Consider the following 17,190-nt stretch of genomic DNA (forward strand, 5'->3'; position numbering starts at 1 on the left):
GTCTTAACCCCTTGACCAACGGACCAGAGCTGTTATTTTCAACTCTTACTATTATACCCACTTTTCTAACTTTGTCAACTACTTTTTTCTGTTTTTTTCAAATTAAGTAAAAAGAGCCAGAATTATACTGACTCTTCTATTGATTATTAAACTTAGAAGCACGTTCTTCTCCCCACCAATAGGGGATTAGTTCTGCGACTTTCACCGTCTTTCTTGTATCGTAGTCCATCATAAATTCTGCATCCTTATTTTCAGTGTTCAACTCCAAGAGGAATTCTCTGCAAGCGCCACAAGGCATACCGGAACTTCCACCATAAGGTGGTTTATCTCGAAAGGCTAATATTTTCTTAACCTTAGTTTGTCCTGAGAATTGATACATATTAAAGAGTGCTACCCGCTCTGCGCAGAGATGGAAAACACCACAGGTTCCCTCCATACAGAATCCTGTAAATATTTGTCCATCTTCTGCTTCTACTGCAGCTACAACATGATTCGCATAAACAAAATCAGATACTTCATGTGGATTGTATAGTTTCTGTGCTTCTTCGTACATCTTTTCCCAGATGTCCATTGTTGCATCCTTTTTATTTAGAGATTTCTTTTAGCATGTTTTCGATATGTTGGATTGATTTTTCGCGACCTAACAAGAAGATCGTATCTGGTAATTCTGGTCCATGCATTTCACCTGAAACAGCGATACGAATAGGCATGAAAAGATTTTTCCCTTTAATACCTGTTTCTTTTTGAACAGCTTTGATTTGTGGGAAGATATTCTCTGTTACAAATTCATCATCTGTCATCGCCTCAAGTTTTGCTTTGAAGGCTTCAAGAACTGTTGGGACTGTTTCCCCCGCCATGACTTCGCGTTCTGCTTCTGTCAATTCTGGGAAATCTGAGAAGAAGAGATTTGTCAATGGGATAATCTCATCTACTGATTTCATTTGTGGTTTATAGAGCTCAACTAATTTTTCAGCCTTGTCAGTTAAACGGCCTGCTTCCTCTAAAAATGGTTTTGCCATTTCAAAGATAGTTTCTAGGTCTGCATTCTTGATATAATCATTGCTCATCCAGTCGAGTTTTTTCTGGTCAAAGGCTGCTGGAGACTTGCTCAGGCGGTTTTCATCGAAAAGTTTAATGAGTTCTTCACGAGAGAAGATTTCATCTTCGCCACCTGGGTTCCAACCAAGAAGAGCAATAAAGTTAAAGACTGCTTCTGGTAAATAACCTTTTTTACGGTAGTCTTCGATAAACTGAAGGGTGTTGGTATCGCGTTTAGACAATTTTTTCCCAGTTTCAGAGTTGATAATCAAGGTCATGTGACCAAACTCTGGAGCTTCCCAACCAAGGGCTTCATAGACCATAAGCTGTTTTGGTGTATTAGCAATGTGGTCATCCCCACGGATAACATGGGAGATTTGCATATCATAGTCATCGATGACAACGGCAAAGTTGTAAGTTGGGTAACCATCTTTCTTTTGGATAACCCAGTCACCACCGATATTGCCACCTTCAAATTCGATATCACCTTTGACCATATCATGCCACTTGTAGATACCTGACTCATTGACAGCCAAGCGAACAGTGGGGATAATTCCTGCTGCTTCGCGTTCTGCGATGTAAGCTGCTTTTTCTTCTTCACTCATACCAAGGTATTCATTGATGTAGCGTGGTGTTTCACCAGCTGCTTCTTGGCGTTCGCGTTCAGCTGCCAACTCTTCTTCTGTAACGTAAGATTTATAGGCTTTTCCTTCAGCTAACAGTTGGTCGATGTATTTTTGATACAAGTCCAAACGCTCAGACTGGCGGTAATTTTCATGTGTTTCTGGGCTTTCATCCCAATCCATACCTAACCAGCGAAGGTTTTCAAGCTGTGAACGTTCACCATCCTCGACATGACGTTTACGGTCAGTATCTTCGATACGAATGATAAAAGTTCCACCATGATGACGTGCGTAAAGGTAGTTGAACAATGCTGTACGGGCATTCCCGATGTGTAGTAGTCCTGTTGGACTTGGTGCGTAACGTACGCGGATATCTTTTGACATAGTTTCTCCTATAAAGTCTCTAGGCATCTGCCTTTTTGCTCTCTATATTATATCACAAGTCTTGGCTGAGTCCAATTTCTATGGATAAAGAGAGTAAAAAGAGTGGACAAACCACTCTTTTCTTCTATTATAGACGTGCGTTAAGTTCTTTGCTCAATTCTTCAAATCCTGGTTTTCCAAGAAGGGCAAACATGTTACGTTTGTAAGCTTCAACACCTGGTTGGTCAAATGGGTTGATAGCATTCAAGTAACCTGAAAGAGCGATAGCCAATTCGAAGAAGTAGATAGTGTAACCAAGAGTGAAGGCATCTTGCTCTGGAAGGGTCACGTACATGTTTGGTACGTCACCATCTGTGTGGGCAAGAAGAACACCATCAGTCGCTTTTTTGTTTACAAAGTCAACGTCTTTTCCTTGAAGGTAACCAAGTCCATCAAGGTCTTCTTCCAAGCTAGGGATAATCACATTTTTACGAGGTTTGTCAACACGGACAACTGTTTCAAACATGATACGAGTTCCTTCTTGGATAAATTGACCAAGTGAGTGCAAGTCAGTTGAGAAATTGGCTGAAGTTGGGTAGATACCTTTTTGGTCTTTTCCTTCTGATTCACCAGCCAATTGTTTCCACCACTCTGAGAAGTATTGAAGTGATGGCTCATAGTTTACCAAGATCTCAGTTGCATAACCTTTACGGTAAAGGATGTTACGAACTGCTGCGTATTGGTAAGCTTCGTTTTCAGAGATTTTATCTGAAGTATAGTCTTTGCGAGCTGCATTCGCACCTTCCATAAGGGCTTTGATGTCAGCTCCTGATGCTGCGATTGGAAGCAAACCAACGGCTGTCAATACTGAGAAGCGTCCACCGATATCATCTGGAACAACAAATGTTTCCCAACCGTTAGCGTCTGCTTCAACCTTAACAGCACCTTTTTGGCGGTCAGTTGTTGCATAGATACGTTTGTTTGCTTCTTCTTGACCGTATTTCTTAACCAAAAGTTCTTTGAAGACACGGAAAGCAATAGCTGGTTCAGTTGTTGTACCTGATTTAGAAATCACGTTTACTGAGAAGTCTTTATCAGCTACGTACTCTACCAAGTCAGCAAGGTAAGTAGATGAGATTGAGTTTCCTGCGTAAAGGATTTGTGGAGCCTTACGTTCTTCTTTTGTTTGCAAGTTCGCAAAGTGGTGGTTCAAGAAGTCGATTGCTGCTTTAGCACCAAGGTAAGATCCACCGATACCGATAACAACCAAAACATCGCTGTCTGACTTGATTTGCTCAGCAGCTTTCAAGATGCGGTCAAATTCTTCGCGGTCGTAGTTTTCAGGAAGGTCCAACCATCCCAAGAAGTCGCTACCAGCACCAGTTCCTTTACGGATCAATTCATCTGCTGCTGTTACTTGTGATTGCATGTATTCCACTTCATGTGGTGCAACAAATTTATCTAAGACTTTTGAATAATCAAATTTAATATGTGACATGTTATTCCTCCAATATTTCTTCTTTTCTATCATAACGCTTACCTTCGTTTTTTTCAAGTTTTTTTGTCGAATTTCTCCAATTTTTATCAGAATTCAAACGTTTGCGTAAAAATCCCACATTCCAAAAATTTTGAAAAAATAAAAGAAAGAACGACCAGATGTTCCAGTCGTTACAGTTCATTCAATAAATACTCAAATAGTTCTAAATTGCCATCTTCTTCATTAACTAGAAACTCTGGATGCCACTGCAAACCGATAATGCGGTGTTCGTCGATAGACTCAATCGCTTCGATGGTCTGGTCTCTTGGATCAATAGCGGTTACACGGAAATTAGGTGCCAAATCTTTAATGCTTTGACGATGGACAGAGTTAACCTGACTTTCTTTTCCAAATAGCTTAGCCACCACGCTTCCTTCTACTGTCTCAATAGAGTGAGATGTTCCGAAAGGCAGTCCTTGCCAGTGACCTTCGATTTCTTGATTAAGGGTTCCCCCAAAGGCAACATTGACAAGTTGGACACCGCGACAGATTGCCATAATTGGTTTATTCTGACGAAGCGCTTCTTTCAAGAGGGCCAATTCAAATTCATCACGGACCAGATTGTAATCATCGCTCTCGATGGTCTTTTTCTCTCCATAAAACTGAGGATGGACATTTTGACCGCCTGTCAAAATCAATTTATCAATCATTTCTACATAATCGCGTACAACTGACTCATCACCAACAGGAATGACTAAAGGGAGACCACCGACTTGACGAATGCTCTCTGCGAATCTACAAGATACAGATGAATGAATATTTTTGCCTTCTGCGTCTACGGGACATAGATTTGCAGCAACTCCTACAACCGTTCTAGGCATGATGTCTCTCCTTTCGAATGTTAATACTCTTCGAAAATCTCTTCAAACCACGTCAGCGTCGCCTTACCGTACTCAAGTACAGCTTGCGGCTAGCTTCCTAGTTTACTCTTTGATTTTCATTGAGTATAACGATAGTCCTATCATATCACTCAAAATGCCTTTCGTCTAATATGTTTTTTTTAAGTCCGTGATAAATATTTCTTATGAACAAGAAAAAGCTGCCCACATAGGACAACTTCTTTCTTATTCAAAGACAAATTGATTGTGATAAAGTTCTGAATAGAAGCCACCTAGTTTCAAGAGTTCATGGTGGTTACCGCGTTCAATGACTTCTCCATCTTTAAGCACAATAATCTGGTCTGCATTGAGAATGGTTTTCAAGCGGTGGGCAATAACGAAACTTGTTCTTCCTGCTACAACCGCCTCCATGGCATGCTGAATCTTGCTTTCTGTCACTGTATCTACGTTTGAAGTTGCTTCATCGAGAATGAGAACTTCTGGATCTGTCATCAGAGTTCGAGCGATAGAAATCAATTGCTTCTGTCCTGTTGAGAAGATGCTCTGGTCATCATCTATAAGAGTATCGTACTTATCAGGTAAGCTTTCGATATAGTCATGAATGTGGGTTGCCTTGGCTGCTGCCTCAACCATTTCTTGACTAGCATCTGGCACACCGAAACGGATATTGTCTCGAATCGTTCCACTAAACAAGACCGAATCTTGCAAAACAATTCCCACCTTACTTCTGAGACTATCTAAATCATAGTCACGAATATCTTTCCCATCAAAATAAATACCACCAGCATCAACATCATAGAAGCGATTGATGAGGTTCATAATAGTCGTTTTCCCTGATCCTGTCGGACCAACAACTGCTGTCATCTGGCCTTTAGGGGCAGAAATGCTGACATCTTTCAAAATGGGTTTATCAGGCAAGTATGAAAAATCAATATGACTAATTTCAACACCTTCTTGCAACTTAGTGAAGATTGGAGCCTTTTCAGGTCGGATTTCTTCCTCTGCGTCAAACATTTCCTGAATCCGTTCAGCACCTGTAAAGGCCAACTGAAGACTCCCCCAACTAGCTGCAACTTGGATAATAGGCTGGTAGTACTGCTGTGAAAATTGGGCAAACATCACAATCAAACCTAGAGCTGTGCTTGTTTCAATAGACTTATCATTCAAAAGTACAGCTGAACCAGCAAAGATGACGATGGCTGTATTAACCAGACTCATGCCATTCATGACAGGGAAAAGAATTCCTGAGAACATTCTTCCTTTAAAGGTCGCCTTGCGCACGCGCTCATTTTGTTCAAGAAATCCTGCCATCATATCCTCTTGAATTCCTTGCACAATCACGGCTTTTTGGCCTGAAATACTCTCGTCCATATAGGCGTTGAGGTTCCCTACCTCTTTTTGCTGGAGGTTGGTGTATTTGCGTGCCATTTTTACAATAAAAATCAGCATAAGGAAGGCCACTGGTGTGCTGGCAATAGTGATAAGGGCCAGCGTCACATTTCTCGAAAACATGACAAGAATCAGACCAATGTATAGAACGATGTTGCTCATGACCTGAATCAAGCTTTCGTTAAAGGCTTGGAGGATATTATCCAAATCACTGGTAAAACGAGATAAGATATCGCCATCTTGTCGGCGGTCAAAGAAAGAAACCGTCAAGCGAGCAAGCTTACCGAAGAGGCCTTTGCGCATCTCATTGGTAGATTCTGCAATCACGCGCGTCATGAGACACATGTATATGACACTGGAGATAAAGAGAACCAAAACTAGCAGGCCAAGATTGACCATGATTCCTGATAGGCTTTGCCAAACAAGTTCTGGATCGCCATTTTGATAAGCTTGAACTAAATTGGCTAACTGCGTCACCGCTTGTCCAGAAAATACCGGAAAGAGGGCTTGGGCAAGAGTTGCTAGAACAATCATCAGGATAACAACTACAAATGATAGCTTATAGACTTTAAAATAATTCCAAAAAAATTGAACTGTCTTCATTTTACTCCTCCTTTCCTTTCTGTGTTTCGTAGATTTCACGGTAAACGGCATTGTTGGCAACCAAGTCTGCATGCGTACCTTGACCAATCAATCGTCCTTGATCTAGAACCAAGATTTTATCTGCATGAACAACCGAGCTAATCTTTTGCGCGATGATAATGGTTGTTGTTCCCTTCAAGTCCTTATTCAAGGCTTCTTGCACTAGACGCTCTGACTTGGCATCCAAGGCCGAGGTCGAATCGTCAAAAATCAGAATACGTGGATTGCTGACAATCCCACGCGCAATCGACATCCTTTGCTTTTGCCCACCAGAGAAGTTGGTTCCCCGTTCCTCAACTGGACTTTCAAAGGTTTTCTCCATACGATGAATGAATTCACTAGCTTGGGCAATGTTGGCTGCTCGCTCCATTTCAAATAGAGTGGCATCACCCTTACCCTGTCTCAAGTTATCTGCAATCGTTCCACTAAAGAGAATGGCACGTTGGAGAACGATAGAAACTGTTTTACGCAGGGTCCCTTCACTCACTTCTCGAATATCCTTACCTCCGATTTTGATAGCCCCTTCCTGTGGGTCAAAGAGACGTGGAATCAATTGAGCCAAGGTTGATTTTCCTGCACCAGTCGCTCCAACGACACCAACCATCTGACCAGGTTCAATAGTAAAGCTCACATCTTTCAGCATCGGTTCCTTATCCATTGGATAGGTAAAGGTCACATTTTCAAAGCTAAGACTGCCGACCAACTCTTCATCTGGGACATCCTTGAAGGTCATGGCTGGCTCTGCATCCAAAATTTCTCGAATACGACGCATAGAAATCATGGCACGACTGACAGAATTTCCCAAAAATCCAACCATGACAATGGTAAAGATAATCTGGCTTAGGTAATTGACAAAGGAAGCAATGGAGCCAACAACTGACGGATCCGACTGAACCATCCCTGCAACTAGCCAAATAGAGAGGAATACCGCCCCATAACCGACCAACATCATAAAAGGTTCCACTACTGAAAAGGCATAACCGATGTAAAGATTTTGACCGAGTAGCTCGTCTGAAACCTCCGTAAACTTAGCAAACTGCTCTTTTTCTTGGACAAAGGACTTGACCACTCGAACACCCCGCAGATTTTCCTTGGCAATGGCATTGATGCGTTCAAGAAGGGTTTGAAACTTGGCAAAACGAGGTCCCATCATTCCCATCATGACAGCAGTCAAACCAAAAATCAAGACTACCATGAGAACAATCACCCACCACAGAGAAGGTAAGGTTTGAACCGCCAGGATAAACGAACCGATGAACAAGAGGGGAAGTCTGAAAAGAATTTGAAAGGTCATCATGACCACGTTCTGAATCTGGTTGATATCATTTGTCATTCGAACGACTAGATTTCCCGCATTAAATTGTTCAATATTGGCATAAGAAAAGGTTTGGATTTTACGGAAGGCATCCTCTCGAAGGTCGGATGAAACTCCTTGGGCAATATAGGCTGCAAGGACAACATTGAGGCCACCAGCAACCAGACCGACCACGACCACACCAATCAACCAAGCCCCAATACTATAAATAGCTTCATATTTCCCAGCAAGGAGGGCGTCTAACACTTCCTGCAGATAACGCGGTTGCAAAAGTGAACTAGCAACCATCAAGCCTGTCATCAGGAGCGAAGCCAAGGCCCGCCACTTGTAGGTTTTTATTTTCTGAATCAGCATACTTTCTCCTTAAAAAATAGACAAAAGGGAGCGACAATGTGTCAGCTCCTTCTCATTCTGTTTGTGTGATGTTATTCTAGCAAAAAAGTGGGAACTTGTCAAAGAAGTCTCCTTGATACAAATTAGTGCGCTTTCATCTACAGTAATGCATGATAAAGGTTTTTATGGTAAAATAGTAAAAAGAAGGTTATAAAGGAGGGGAATATGGAAAAACAAACCATCGCCGTCTTGGGGCCTGGTTCTTGGGGAACTGCCCTTTCACAAGTCTTAAATGACAATGGACACGAGGTACGTATTTGGGGAAATCTGTCCGAGCAAATCAATGAAATTAATACCAATCATACTAACAAACACTACTTTAAAGATGTCGTTCTAGATGAAAATATCATTGCCTACACCGACTTATCAGAGGCACTGAAAGATGTAGATGCACTTTTGTTTGTTGTCCCAACAAAAGTGACACGACTTGTTGCCCAACAAGTTGCAAAAACCTTGGACCATAAGGCTATTATCATGCACGCATCAAAGGGATTAGAACCTGATAGCCATAAACGATTATCAACCATTCTTGAAGAAGAAATTCCTGAACATCTCCGCAGTGATATTGTCGTTGTTTCAGGACCTAGTCATGCAGAAGAGACCATTGTGCGTGACCTGACTTTAATCACTGCTGCTTCTAAAGACTTACAAACAGCTCAATACGTTCAAGAACTCTTTAGTAATCACTACTTCCGACTTTATACTAATACGGATGTTATCGGAGTTGAAACTGCTGGTGCTCTTAAAAACATTATCGCTGTCGGTGCTGGAGCCTTACACGGTCTTGGGTTTGGAGACAATGCCAAGGCAGCCATCATCGCTCGAGGCTTGGCAGAAATTACCCGCCTAGGGGTAGCACTCGGAGCCAGTCCATTGACCTATAGTGGCTTGTCTGGTGTAGGAGACTTAATCGTAACGGGAACCTCCATCCACTCTCGTAACTGGAGAGCCGGAGATGCTCTTGGTCGTGGAGAATCCCTAGCTGATATCGAAGCCAATATGGGCATGGTGATTGAAGGAATCTCAACAACTCGAGCAGCCTATGAACTAGCGCAAGAACTTGGAGTCTATATGCCCATTACACAGGCCATTTACCAAGTTATCTACCACGGAACCAATATCAAAGATGCCATTTATGACATCATGAACAATGAATTTAAAGCAGAAAATGAGTGGTCTTAACCCTCTAGAGAAAGGATTCTTATGACATCAAAAGTTAGAAAGGCAGTCATCCCTGCCGCTGGACTCGGGACTCGATTTTTACCAGCAACCAAAGCACTTGCTAAAGAAATGTTGCCAATTGTAGACAAACCAACTATCCAATTTATCGTAGAAGAAGCTCTTAAATCAGGTATTGAAGATATTCTGGTTGTCACTGGTAAATCAAAACGTTCTATTGAAGACCACTTTGACTCAAACTTTGAGCTTGAGTACAACCTCAAAGAAAAAGGCAAACATGACTTGCTAAAATTGGTAGACGAAACAACTGGCATTCGCCTTCACTTTATCCGTCAAAGCCATCCTCGTGGTCTGGGAGATGCTGTCTTACAAGCCAAAGCTTTTGTAGGGAATGAGCCCTTCGTTGTCATGCTGGGTGACGACCTAATGGATATCACAGATGACAACGCTGTACCTTTGACAAAACAATTGATGAATGATTACGAGTCGACTCACGCATCAACAATTGCTGTTATGCCTGTCCCTCATGAAGAAGTTTCAGCATATGGAGTTATAGCTCCTCAGGGTGAAGGGATTAATGGTCTCTACAGTGTCGAAACTTTCGTTGAAAAACCGGCTCCAGAAGATGCTCCAAGTGATTTGGCAATTATCGGACGCTATCTGCTCACACCAGAAATTTTTGAAATCCTCGAAAATCAAGCTCCCGGTGCTGGAAATGAAATCCAACTTACCGACGCTATTGATACACTTAATAAAACACAACGTGTTTTCGCCCGCGAATTCACAGGAGCTCGTTACGACGTTGGGGATAAGTTTGGCTTTATGAAAACATCTATTGACTACGCCCTCAAGCACCCACAAGTCAAAGATGACTTGAAAGATTACATCATCCAATTAGGGAAAGAGTTATCTGAGGGGGAATAGAAGAATATTCCATGTAAAAATAAGAACTAGGATAGTTAATTATCCCAGTTCTTTTTATTTTATATTGCTATTCTTTAGAACATCCATAATCTAAAAAGAAATCTGTATTTCTTACTTACTCTACTTATATTTTATGAAAGTACAACGATATTATTTGTTTTTTAACAAAAATGCGGCCACAATAAGTTTGTATAATAAAATAAAAAGCACCGAATCGGTGCGCACTGTTTCAAGTTGTGTACGGACAAAGCCTTATTTTAACTTGCTGTGTTGTTTCGAATAGTTCCAACACTTTTATTGTATACTTTTTTATTAAAAATTGCAAGAATAAATTGTTATAAAAATAGAATAACACTTCATTTTATAAGATTAAAAACTTACACATTGAAAACGTTTTACAATTTCTTGATTTTAATAGTCAAAAGATATATAATTTAGCTAAAGTTAATATATTAGCGTTTACTAATAAGAACTTAAAGAGTATAACCCAAAGGAGGAACCTAAATGAGCAACAAACCTTACTCTATCGGACTTGATATCGGAACAAACAGCGTCGGCTGGGCCGTCATTACGGATGATTATAAGGTGCCATCGAAAAAGATGAAAGTTCTAGGCAATACTGATAAACACTTTATCAAGAAAAATCTAATTGGAGCTTTATTATTTGATGAAGGAACTACTGCTGAAGATAGACGTCTCAAACGAACAGCACGCCGTCGCTATACTCGTCGAAAAAATCGTCTTCGCTATCTTCAAGAAATCTTTTCTAAGGAAATGAGCAAAGTGGATAGTAGTTTCTTTCGTCGATTAGATGACTCCTTTTTAGTTCCTGAGGATAAAAGAGGAAGTAAATACCCTATTTTTGCTACCTTAGTAGAAGAAAAAGAATATCACAAGAAATTTCCAACTATCTATCATTTGAAAAAACACCTGGCGGACTCAAAAGAAAAAACTGACTTGCGCTTGATCTATCTAGCATTAGCTCATATGATTAAATACCGCGGACATTTTTTGTATGAAGAATCTTTCGATATTAAAAACAATGATATCCAAAAAATCTTTAGCGAGTTTATAAGCATTTACGACAACACCTTTGAAGGAAGTTCACTTATCGGACAAAACGCACAAGTAGAAGCAATTTTTACAGATAAAATTAGTAAATCTGCCAAGAGAGAACGCGTTCTAAAACTATTTCCTGATGAAAAATCCACTGGTCTCTTTTCAGAATTTCTCAAGTTGATTGTAGGAAATCAAGCCGATTTTAAAAAACATTTTGACTTGGAAGAAAAAGCCCCACTACAATTCTCTAAGGATACCTATGATGAGGATTTAGAAAACCTGCTCGGACAAATTGGAGATGACTTTGCAGATCTTTTTCTAGTTGCTAAAAAACTCTATGATGCCATTCTTCTATCAGGTATCTTAACTGTTAAAGATCTTTCAACCAAGGCTCCACTTTCAGCATCTATGATTGAGCGCTATGAAAACCACCAAAAAGACTTAGCGGCTTTAAAACAATTCATCCAAAACAATCTTCAAGAAAAATATGATGAAGTTTTCTCTGACCAATCTAAAGATGGGTATGCTGGGTATATCAATGGCAAAACCACTCAAGAAGCATTTTACAAATATATCAAAAATCTTCTCTCTAAATTCGAAGGAGCAGATTATTTCCTTGATAAAATTGAACGTGAAGATTTTTTGAGAAAACAACGCACCTTTGATAATGGTTCTATTCCTCACCAAATTCATCTTCAAGAGATGAATGCCATTCTCCGTCGTCAAGGAGAACATTATCCATTTTTGAATGAAAACAGAGAAAAGATTGAGAAAATCTTGACCTTCCGCATTCCATACTACGTTGGCCCATTGGCTCGTGGCAATCGTGATTTTGCTTGGCTTACTCGAAATTCTGACCAAGCAATCAGACCTTGGAATTTTGAAGAAATTGTTGATCAAGCAAGCTCTGCAGAAGACTTCATCAATAAGATGACTAACTATGATTTGTATCTCCCAGAAGAAAAAGTTTTGCCTAAGCATAGTCTCTTGTATGAAAGATTTGCTGTCTATAATGAATTAACAAAAGTAAAATTTATTGCAGAAGGATTGAGAGACTATCAATTCCTTGATAGTGGGCAGAAGAAGCAAATTGTCAATCAACTATTCAAAGAGAAAAGAAAAGTAACTGAAAAAGACATCATTCATTATCTACACAATGTTGATGGCTACGATGGAATTGAACTAAAAGGAATTGAAAAACAATTTAACGCTAGTCTTTCTACTTATCATGATTTACTCAAAATTATCAAGGATAAAGAGTTTATGGATGATGATACAAATGAAGCAATTCTTGAAAATATCGTTCACACTCTGACAATCTTCGAAGATCGTGAGATGATTAAGCAACGCCTTGCTCAATATGCTTCTATCTTTGATGAAAAAGTGATCAAGGCACTGACTCGTCGACATTATACTGGTTGGGGAAAATTATCTGCCAAGCTTATAAACGGTATCTGTGATAAAGAAACAGGGAATACAATTCTTGACTACCTGATTGATGACGGTGAGATAAACCGTAACTTTATGCAATTAATCAATGATGATGGACTTTCTTTCAAGGAAATTATCAAAAAAGCACAAGTGGTTGGTAAGACAGATGATGTGAAGCAAGTTGTCCAAGAACTTCCAGGAAGCCCTGCCATTAAAAAGGGAATTTTGCAAAGTATCAAGATCGTTGATGAACTTGTCAAAGTTATGGGCCATGCTCCCGAGTCCATTGTGATTGAAATGGCACGAGAAAATCAGACTACTGCCAGAGGGAAAAAGAATTCCCAACAGAGATATAAGCGCATTGAAGATTCATTAAAAAATTTAGCTTCTGGACTTGATTCAAACATACTAAAAGAAAATCCAACAGATAATGTTCAACTCCAAAACGACCGTCTCTTTCTCTACTATCTCCAAAATGGGAGGGATATGTATACTGGGAAACCTCTTGAAATCAACCAACTAAGTAACTATGACATCGACCACATCATCCCACAGGCCTTTATCAAGGATGATTCTCTTGATAACCGTGTCTTGACTAGTTCAAAGGATAATCGTGGGAAATCCGATAATGTTCCTAGTCTTGAAGTAGTTGAAAAGATGAAAGCTTTTTGGCAACAGTTATTGGATTCTAAATTGATTTCAGAACGTAAATTTAATAATCTAACCAAAGCAGAGCGAGAGCGAGGCGGGCTAAATGAGCTTGATAAAGTTGGCTTTATCAAACGTCAGTTAGTTGAAACACGACAGATCACAAAACATGTTGCACAGATTTTAGATGCCCGCTTCAATACAAAAGTGAATGAGAAGAAGCAAAAAATCCGTACCGTCAAAATCATCACTTTAAAATCCAATCTTGTTTCCAACTTCCGTAAAGAATTTGAGTTATACAAGGTGCGGGAAATCAATGACTACCACCACGCGCATGATGCCTACTTAAATGCAGTAGTGGCTAAGGCTATCCTTAAGAAATATCCTAAACTAGAGCCTGAATTCGTCTATGGTGACTATCAAAAGTACGATCTTAAGCGCTACATCTCAAGATCCAAAGATCCTAAAGAAGTTGAAAAAGCAACTGAAAAGTATTTCTTATACTCAAACCTGTTGAACTTCTTTAAAGAAGAGGTACATTACGCAGACGGAACCATTGTAAGAAGAGAAAATATCGAATACTCCAAAGATACTGGAGAAATCGCTTGGAATAAGGAAAAAGATTTCGCAATAATCAAAAAAGTTCTATCACTTCCGCAGGTTAATATTGTGAAGAAGACAGAAGAACAAACCGTTGGACAAAATGGTGGTCTGTTTGATAACAATATTGTGTCCAAGAAAAAAGTAGTTGACGCAAGTAAACTAATCCCTATCAAATCTGGTTTATCACCTGAAAAATATGGTGGCTATGCAAGACCTACAATCGCTTATTCAGTTCTTGTTATAGCAGATATTGAAAAAGGAAAGACTAAAAAATTAAAGAGAATCAAAGAGATGGTTGGAATAACCATTCAAGATAAAAAGAAATTTGAAGCAAATCCAATCGCCTACCTTGAAGAATGTGGATATAAAAATATCAATCCTAATCTTATTATAAAACTACCTAAGTATAGTCTCTTTGAGTTCAATGGTGGACAACGAAGATTATTAGCAAGCTCTATTGAGTTGCAAAAAGGTAACGAATTGATTTTACCTTACCATTTCACTGCTTTGCTTTACCACGCACAGCGAATTAATAAATTTAGTGAACCAATTCATAAACAGTATGTAGAAGCACATCAAAATGAATTTAAAGAATTACTAACAACAATCATTTCTTTATCTAAAAAATACATCCAAAAACCAAATGTTGAGTCATTATTACACCAAGCATTTGAGCAAGCCGATAACGATATTTATCAGTTAAGCGAATCCTTTATCTCGCTCTTGAAACTCACCTCATTTGGAGCTCCTGGAGCCTTTAAATTCCTTGGTGTTGAAATTAGTCAATCAAGTGTAAGATATAAGCCAAATTCACAATTTTTAGATACCACCCTCATCCACCAATCCATCACTGGTCTCTACGAGACTCGGATTGACTTAAGCAAACTGGGAGAAGACTGATGGGATGGAGAACCGTTATAGTCAATACGCACTCTAAACTCTCCTACAAGAACAACCACTTGATTTTTAAAGATGCCTCTCGGACAGAGTTGATCCACCTATCCGAGGTGGACATCCTGCTTTTGGAGACGACGGATATCGTTCTCTCCACTATGCTAATCAAACGCTTGGTAGATGAAAATATTCTGGTCATCTTTTGTGATGATAAACGCTTGCCAACGGCATACTTAATGCCCTATTATGGTCGACACGATTCCAGCTTGCAACTCTCTCGCCAAATAACATGGAGAGAGGAGGATAAGGCACAAGTTTGGACTACAATTATTGCACAAAAAATTCTCAATCAGGCTTTTTATCTGGGAAGTTGTGGTTTTTTAGAAAAGAGTCAGTCAGTCATTGATCTTTATCATGGTTTAGATCTATTTGATCCGAGCAACCGTGAAGGACATGCGGCTCGTATTTATTTCAACACCTTGTTTGGGAATGATTTTAGTCGTGAGCAGGATACTGATGTCAATGCCGCCTTAGACTACGGATACACCTTGATTTTGAGTATGTTTGCGCGTGAGATTGTTTTGTCTGGCTGTATGACACAATTTGGTTTAAAACATACCAATCAGTTCAATCAATTTAACTTAGCTAGCGATATTATGGAACCTTTTCGTCCGATTATTGACAAAATCGTATATGAGAATCGAAGTAGTTCGTTTGTCAAAATCAAACGAGAACTTTTTACTATTTTCTCAGATACCTTTAACTACAATGGTAAAGATATGTATCTGACGAATATCGTCAGCGACTATACTAAGAAAGTTATTCAATCCCTCAATCAACCAGAGAAAGGAGTTCCTGAGTTTAGGATATGAGTTATCGATATATGCGTATGATTTTAATGTTTGATATGCCGGTTGATACTGTAGAGGAACGTAAGGCCTATCGGAAATTTCGGAAGTTCCTCATAGATGAGGGATTTATCATGCACCAATTCTCCATCTACAGCAAACTTTTGCTCAATAATTCTGCTAATAATGCCATGATTGAGCGGCTCAAAACTCATAATCCTAAAAAAGGAAACATTACTCTCTTAACCGTCACAGAAAAGCAGTTTTCTCGCATGATATACTTAAATGGTGAGCGAAATACCAGCGTAGCAAATTCCGACTCTCGCTTGGTCTTTCTGGGAGAGGAGCCTAGAGATGAAGATTAATTTCCCGCTATTAGATGAACCGATAGCTATTGAAAATGCAACTTTTTTAGTGTTGGAAGACCAGTTTATCTTTTCAACTATCGTCAAGCAGTTCTACCAATATACTGATGATGAGGAGTTGAAGTTGTTTGATAGGAATTTAAAAGCTCTGAAAGATGCTGAGTTACTAGTGATAACGGATGTCTTAGGCTACAATCTCAACTCACCTGCCATGCTTAAGCTGATACATGCTGACCTTGAAAATCAACTCAATGATAAGCCTGAAGTCAAGTCTATGATTGAAAAATTGGTTGCTACGATTACAGAATTGCTGGCATTTGAGTGCTTAGAAAATGAACTAGACTTAGAGTACGATGAAATCACTATTTTAGAATTAATTGACGCACTAGGTGTTAAAGTTGAAACTCTGAGCGATACACCTTTTGAAAAGATGCTTGAAATCATACAGGTTTTTAAATATCTTTCCAAAAAGAAACTCCTTGTTTTCATCAATGCATCCGCCTATCTATCAAAGGATGAGTTAGTAAATCTGATAGAGTATATCCAACTCAATCAACTAAGGGTTTTATTTGTCGAACCTCGAAAAGTCTATGATTTTCCGCAGTTTGTGCTGGATCAAGACTATTTCTTGAACCCTGAAAATATGGTATAATAAGAGTAACAATTGGAACCTGACGAGCTGAAGTCTGGCTGGGACGAATGGCGCGATTACGAAATTTCGTGAGGAAATTTTTTCTACGAGGTTTTAGAGCTGTGTTGTTTCGAATGGTTCCAAAACTGCACTACAATACCAGAGAAGCAGGAAATAGTTTTAGAGCTGTGTTGTTTCGAATGGTTCCAAAACTAACTCTTTGAGTGTTTTTTTGTCTGGTGCGTTTTAGAGCTGTGTTGTTTCGAATGGTTCCAAAACTCACTATTTACAGAAATACAATCAGATGAAGTTTTAGAGCTGTGTTGTTTCGAATGGTTCCAAAACAACGTTCAAAAGTAGCTGTTGAAACCTTAAGTTTTAGAGCTGTGTTGTTTCGAATGGTTCCAAAACCTTCATACTCGGCTTCAGTAATTGGTTCCCGTTTTAGAGCTGTGTTGTTTCGAATGGT

At 39.4% G+C, this 17,190-nt stretch carries 12 protein-coding genes and 1 CRISPR repeat array; of the genes, 6 read left to right on the forward strand and 6 right to left on the reverse strand.

Going from position 1 to position 17,190, the window contains the following annotated elements:
* Positions 1 to 136 precede the first annotated feature (136 nt).
* From MK482_RS05875 to patA, 6 genes are all read right to left on the reverse strand, one after another.
* Positions 137 to 571 (reverse strand): cytidine deaminase family protein, encoded by a 435-nt coding sequence (locus MK482_RS05875; protein ID WP_268718234.1) that lies wholly within the window; start codon positions 569 to 571, stop codon positions 137 to 139.
* A 13-nt stretch (positions 572 to 584) separates the two neighbouring features.
* A complete protein-coding gene (gene gltX, locus MK482_RS05880; protein ID WP_268718235.1) occupies positions 585 to 2,045 on the reverse strand; it encodes a glutamate--tRNA ligase in 1,461 nt (486 codons plus the stop codon).
* Between the two features lie 127 nt (positions 2,046 to 2,172).
* Complete coding sequence (locus tag MK482_RS05885) at positions 2,173 to 3,522, reverse strand: glucose-6-phosphate isomerase (RefSeq protein ID WP_000018268.1); 1,350 nt, start codon at positions 3,520 to 3,522, stop codon at positions 2,173 to 2,175.
* A 170-nt stretch (positions 3,523 to 3,692) separates the two neighbouring features.
* Positions 3,693 to 4,382 carry a gamma-glutamyl-gamma-aminobutyrate hydrolase family protein gene (locus MK482_RS05890; protein ID WP_001138351.1) on the reverse strand — a complete coding sequence of 230 codons (690 nt, stop codon included), beginning with the start codon at positions 4,380 to 4,382 and terminating at the stop codon, positions 3,693 to 3,695.
* A gap of 243 nt (positions 4,383 to 4,625) precedes the next feature.
* Positions 4,626 to 6,392 (reverse strand): multidrug efflux ABC transporter subunit PatB, encoded by a 1,767-nt coding sequence (gene patB / locus MK482_RS05895; RefSeq protein ID WP_268718236.1) that lies wholly within the window; start codon positions 6,390 to 6,392, stop codon positions 4,626 to 4,628.
* Position 6,393: 1 nt separating this feature from the next.
* On the reverse strand, positions 6,394 to 8,100 hold the full coding sequence (gene patA, locus MK482_RS05900; protein ID WP_268718237.1) for a multidrug efflux ABC transporter subunit PatA: 1,707 nt from the start codon (positions 8,098 to 8,100) through the stop codon (positions 6,394 to 6,396).
* Between the two features lie 204 nt (positions 8,101 to 8,304).
* On the opposite strand from patA, the gene MK482_RS05905 reads away from it, so the two are divergent.
* The 6 genes from MK482_RS05905 to csn2 all read left to right on the forward strand — a co-directional run bounded on the left by MK482_RS05905 (position 8,305) and on the right by csn2 (position 16,742).
* Positions 8,305 to 9,321, forward strand: coding sequence for an NAD(P)H-dependent glycerol-3-phosphate dehydrogenase (locus MK482_RS05905; protein ID WP_268718238.1), 1,017 nt, complete (start codon positions 8,305 to 8,307; stop codon positions 9,319 to 9,321).
* Between the two features lie 21 nt (positions 9,322 to 9,342).
* Positions 9,343 to 10,242 (forward strand): UTP--glucose-1-phosphate uridylyltransferase GalU, encoded by a 900-nt coding sequence (gene galU / locus MK482_RS05910; protein WP_268718239.1) that lies wholly within the window; start codon positions 9,343 to 9,345, stop codon positions 10,240 to 10,242.
* Positions 10,243 to 10,746: 504 nt separating this feature from the next.
* Complete coding sequence (gene cas9 / locus MK482_RS05915; protein ID WP_268718240.1) at positions 10,747 to 14,883, forward strand: type II CRISPR RNA-guided endonuclease Cas9; 4,137 nt, start codon at positions 10,747 to 10,749, stop codon at positions 14,881 to 14,883.
* Complete coding sequence (gene cas1 / locus MK482_RS05920) at positions 14,883 to 15,749, forward strand: type II CRISPR-associated endonuclease Cas1 (RefSeq protein WP_268718241.1); 867 nt, start codon at positions 14,883 to 14,885, stop codon at positions 15,747 to 15,749. Before cas9 ends, cas1 begins: the two co-directional genes overlap by 1 nt.
* Positions 15,746 to 16,090 carry a CRISPR-associated endonuclease Cas2 gene (cas2, locus tag MK482_RS05925; RefSeq protein WP_268718242.1) on the forward strand — a complete coding sequence of 115 codons (345 nt, stop codon included), beginning with the start codon at positions 15,746 to 15,748 and terminating at the stop codon, positions 16,088 to 16,090. Before cas1 ends, cas2 begins: the two co-directional genes overlap by 4 nt.
* Positions 16,080 to 16,742 (forward strand): type II-A CRISPR-associated protein Csn2, encoded by a 663-nt coding sequence (csn2, locus tag MK482_RS05930; RefSeq protein ID WP_268718243.1) that lies wholly within the window; start codon positions 16,080 to 16,082, stop codon positions 16,740 to 16,742. Before cas2 ends, csn2 begins: the two co-directional genes overlap by 11 nt.
* A gap of 90 nt (positions 16,743 to 16,832) precedes the next feature.
* Positions 16,833 to 17,133: direct repeats of the CRISPR family, unit length 37 nt; unit sequence GTTTTAGAGCTGTGTTGTTTCGAATGGTTCCAAAACT.
* Positions 17,134 to 17,190: the final 57 nt, after the last annotated feature.

The organism is Streptococcus mitis, assembly GCF_026782865.1.
In the GTDB taxonomy this organism is placed as follows: domain Bacteria; phylum Bacillota; class Bacilli; order Lactobacillales; family Streptococcaceae; genus Streptococcus; species Streptococcus mitis_CG.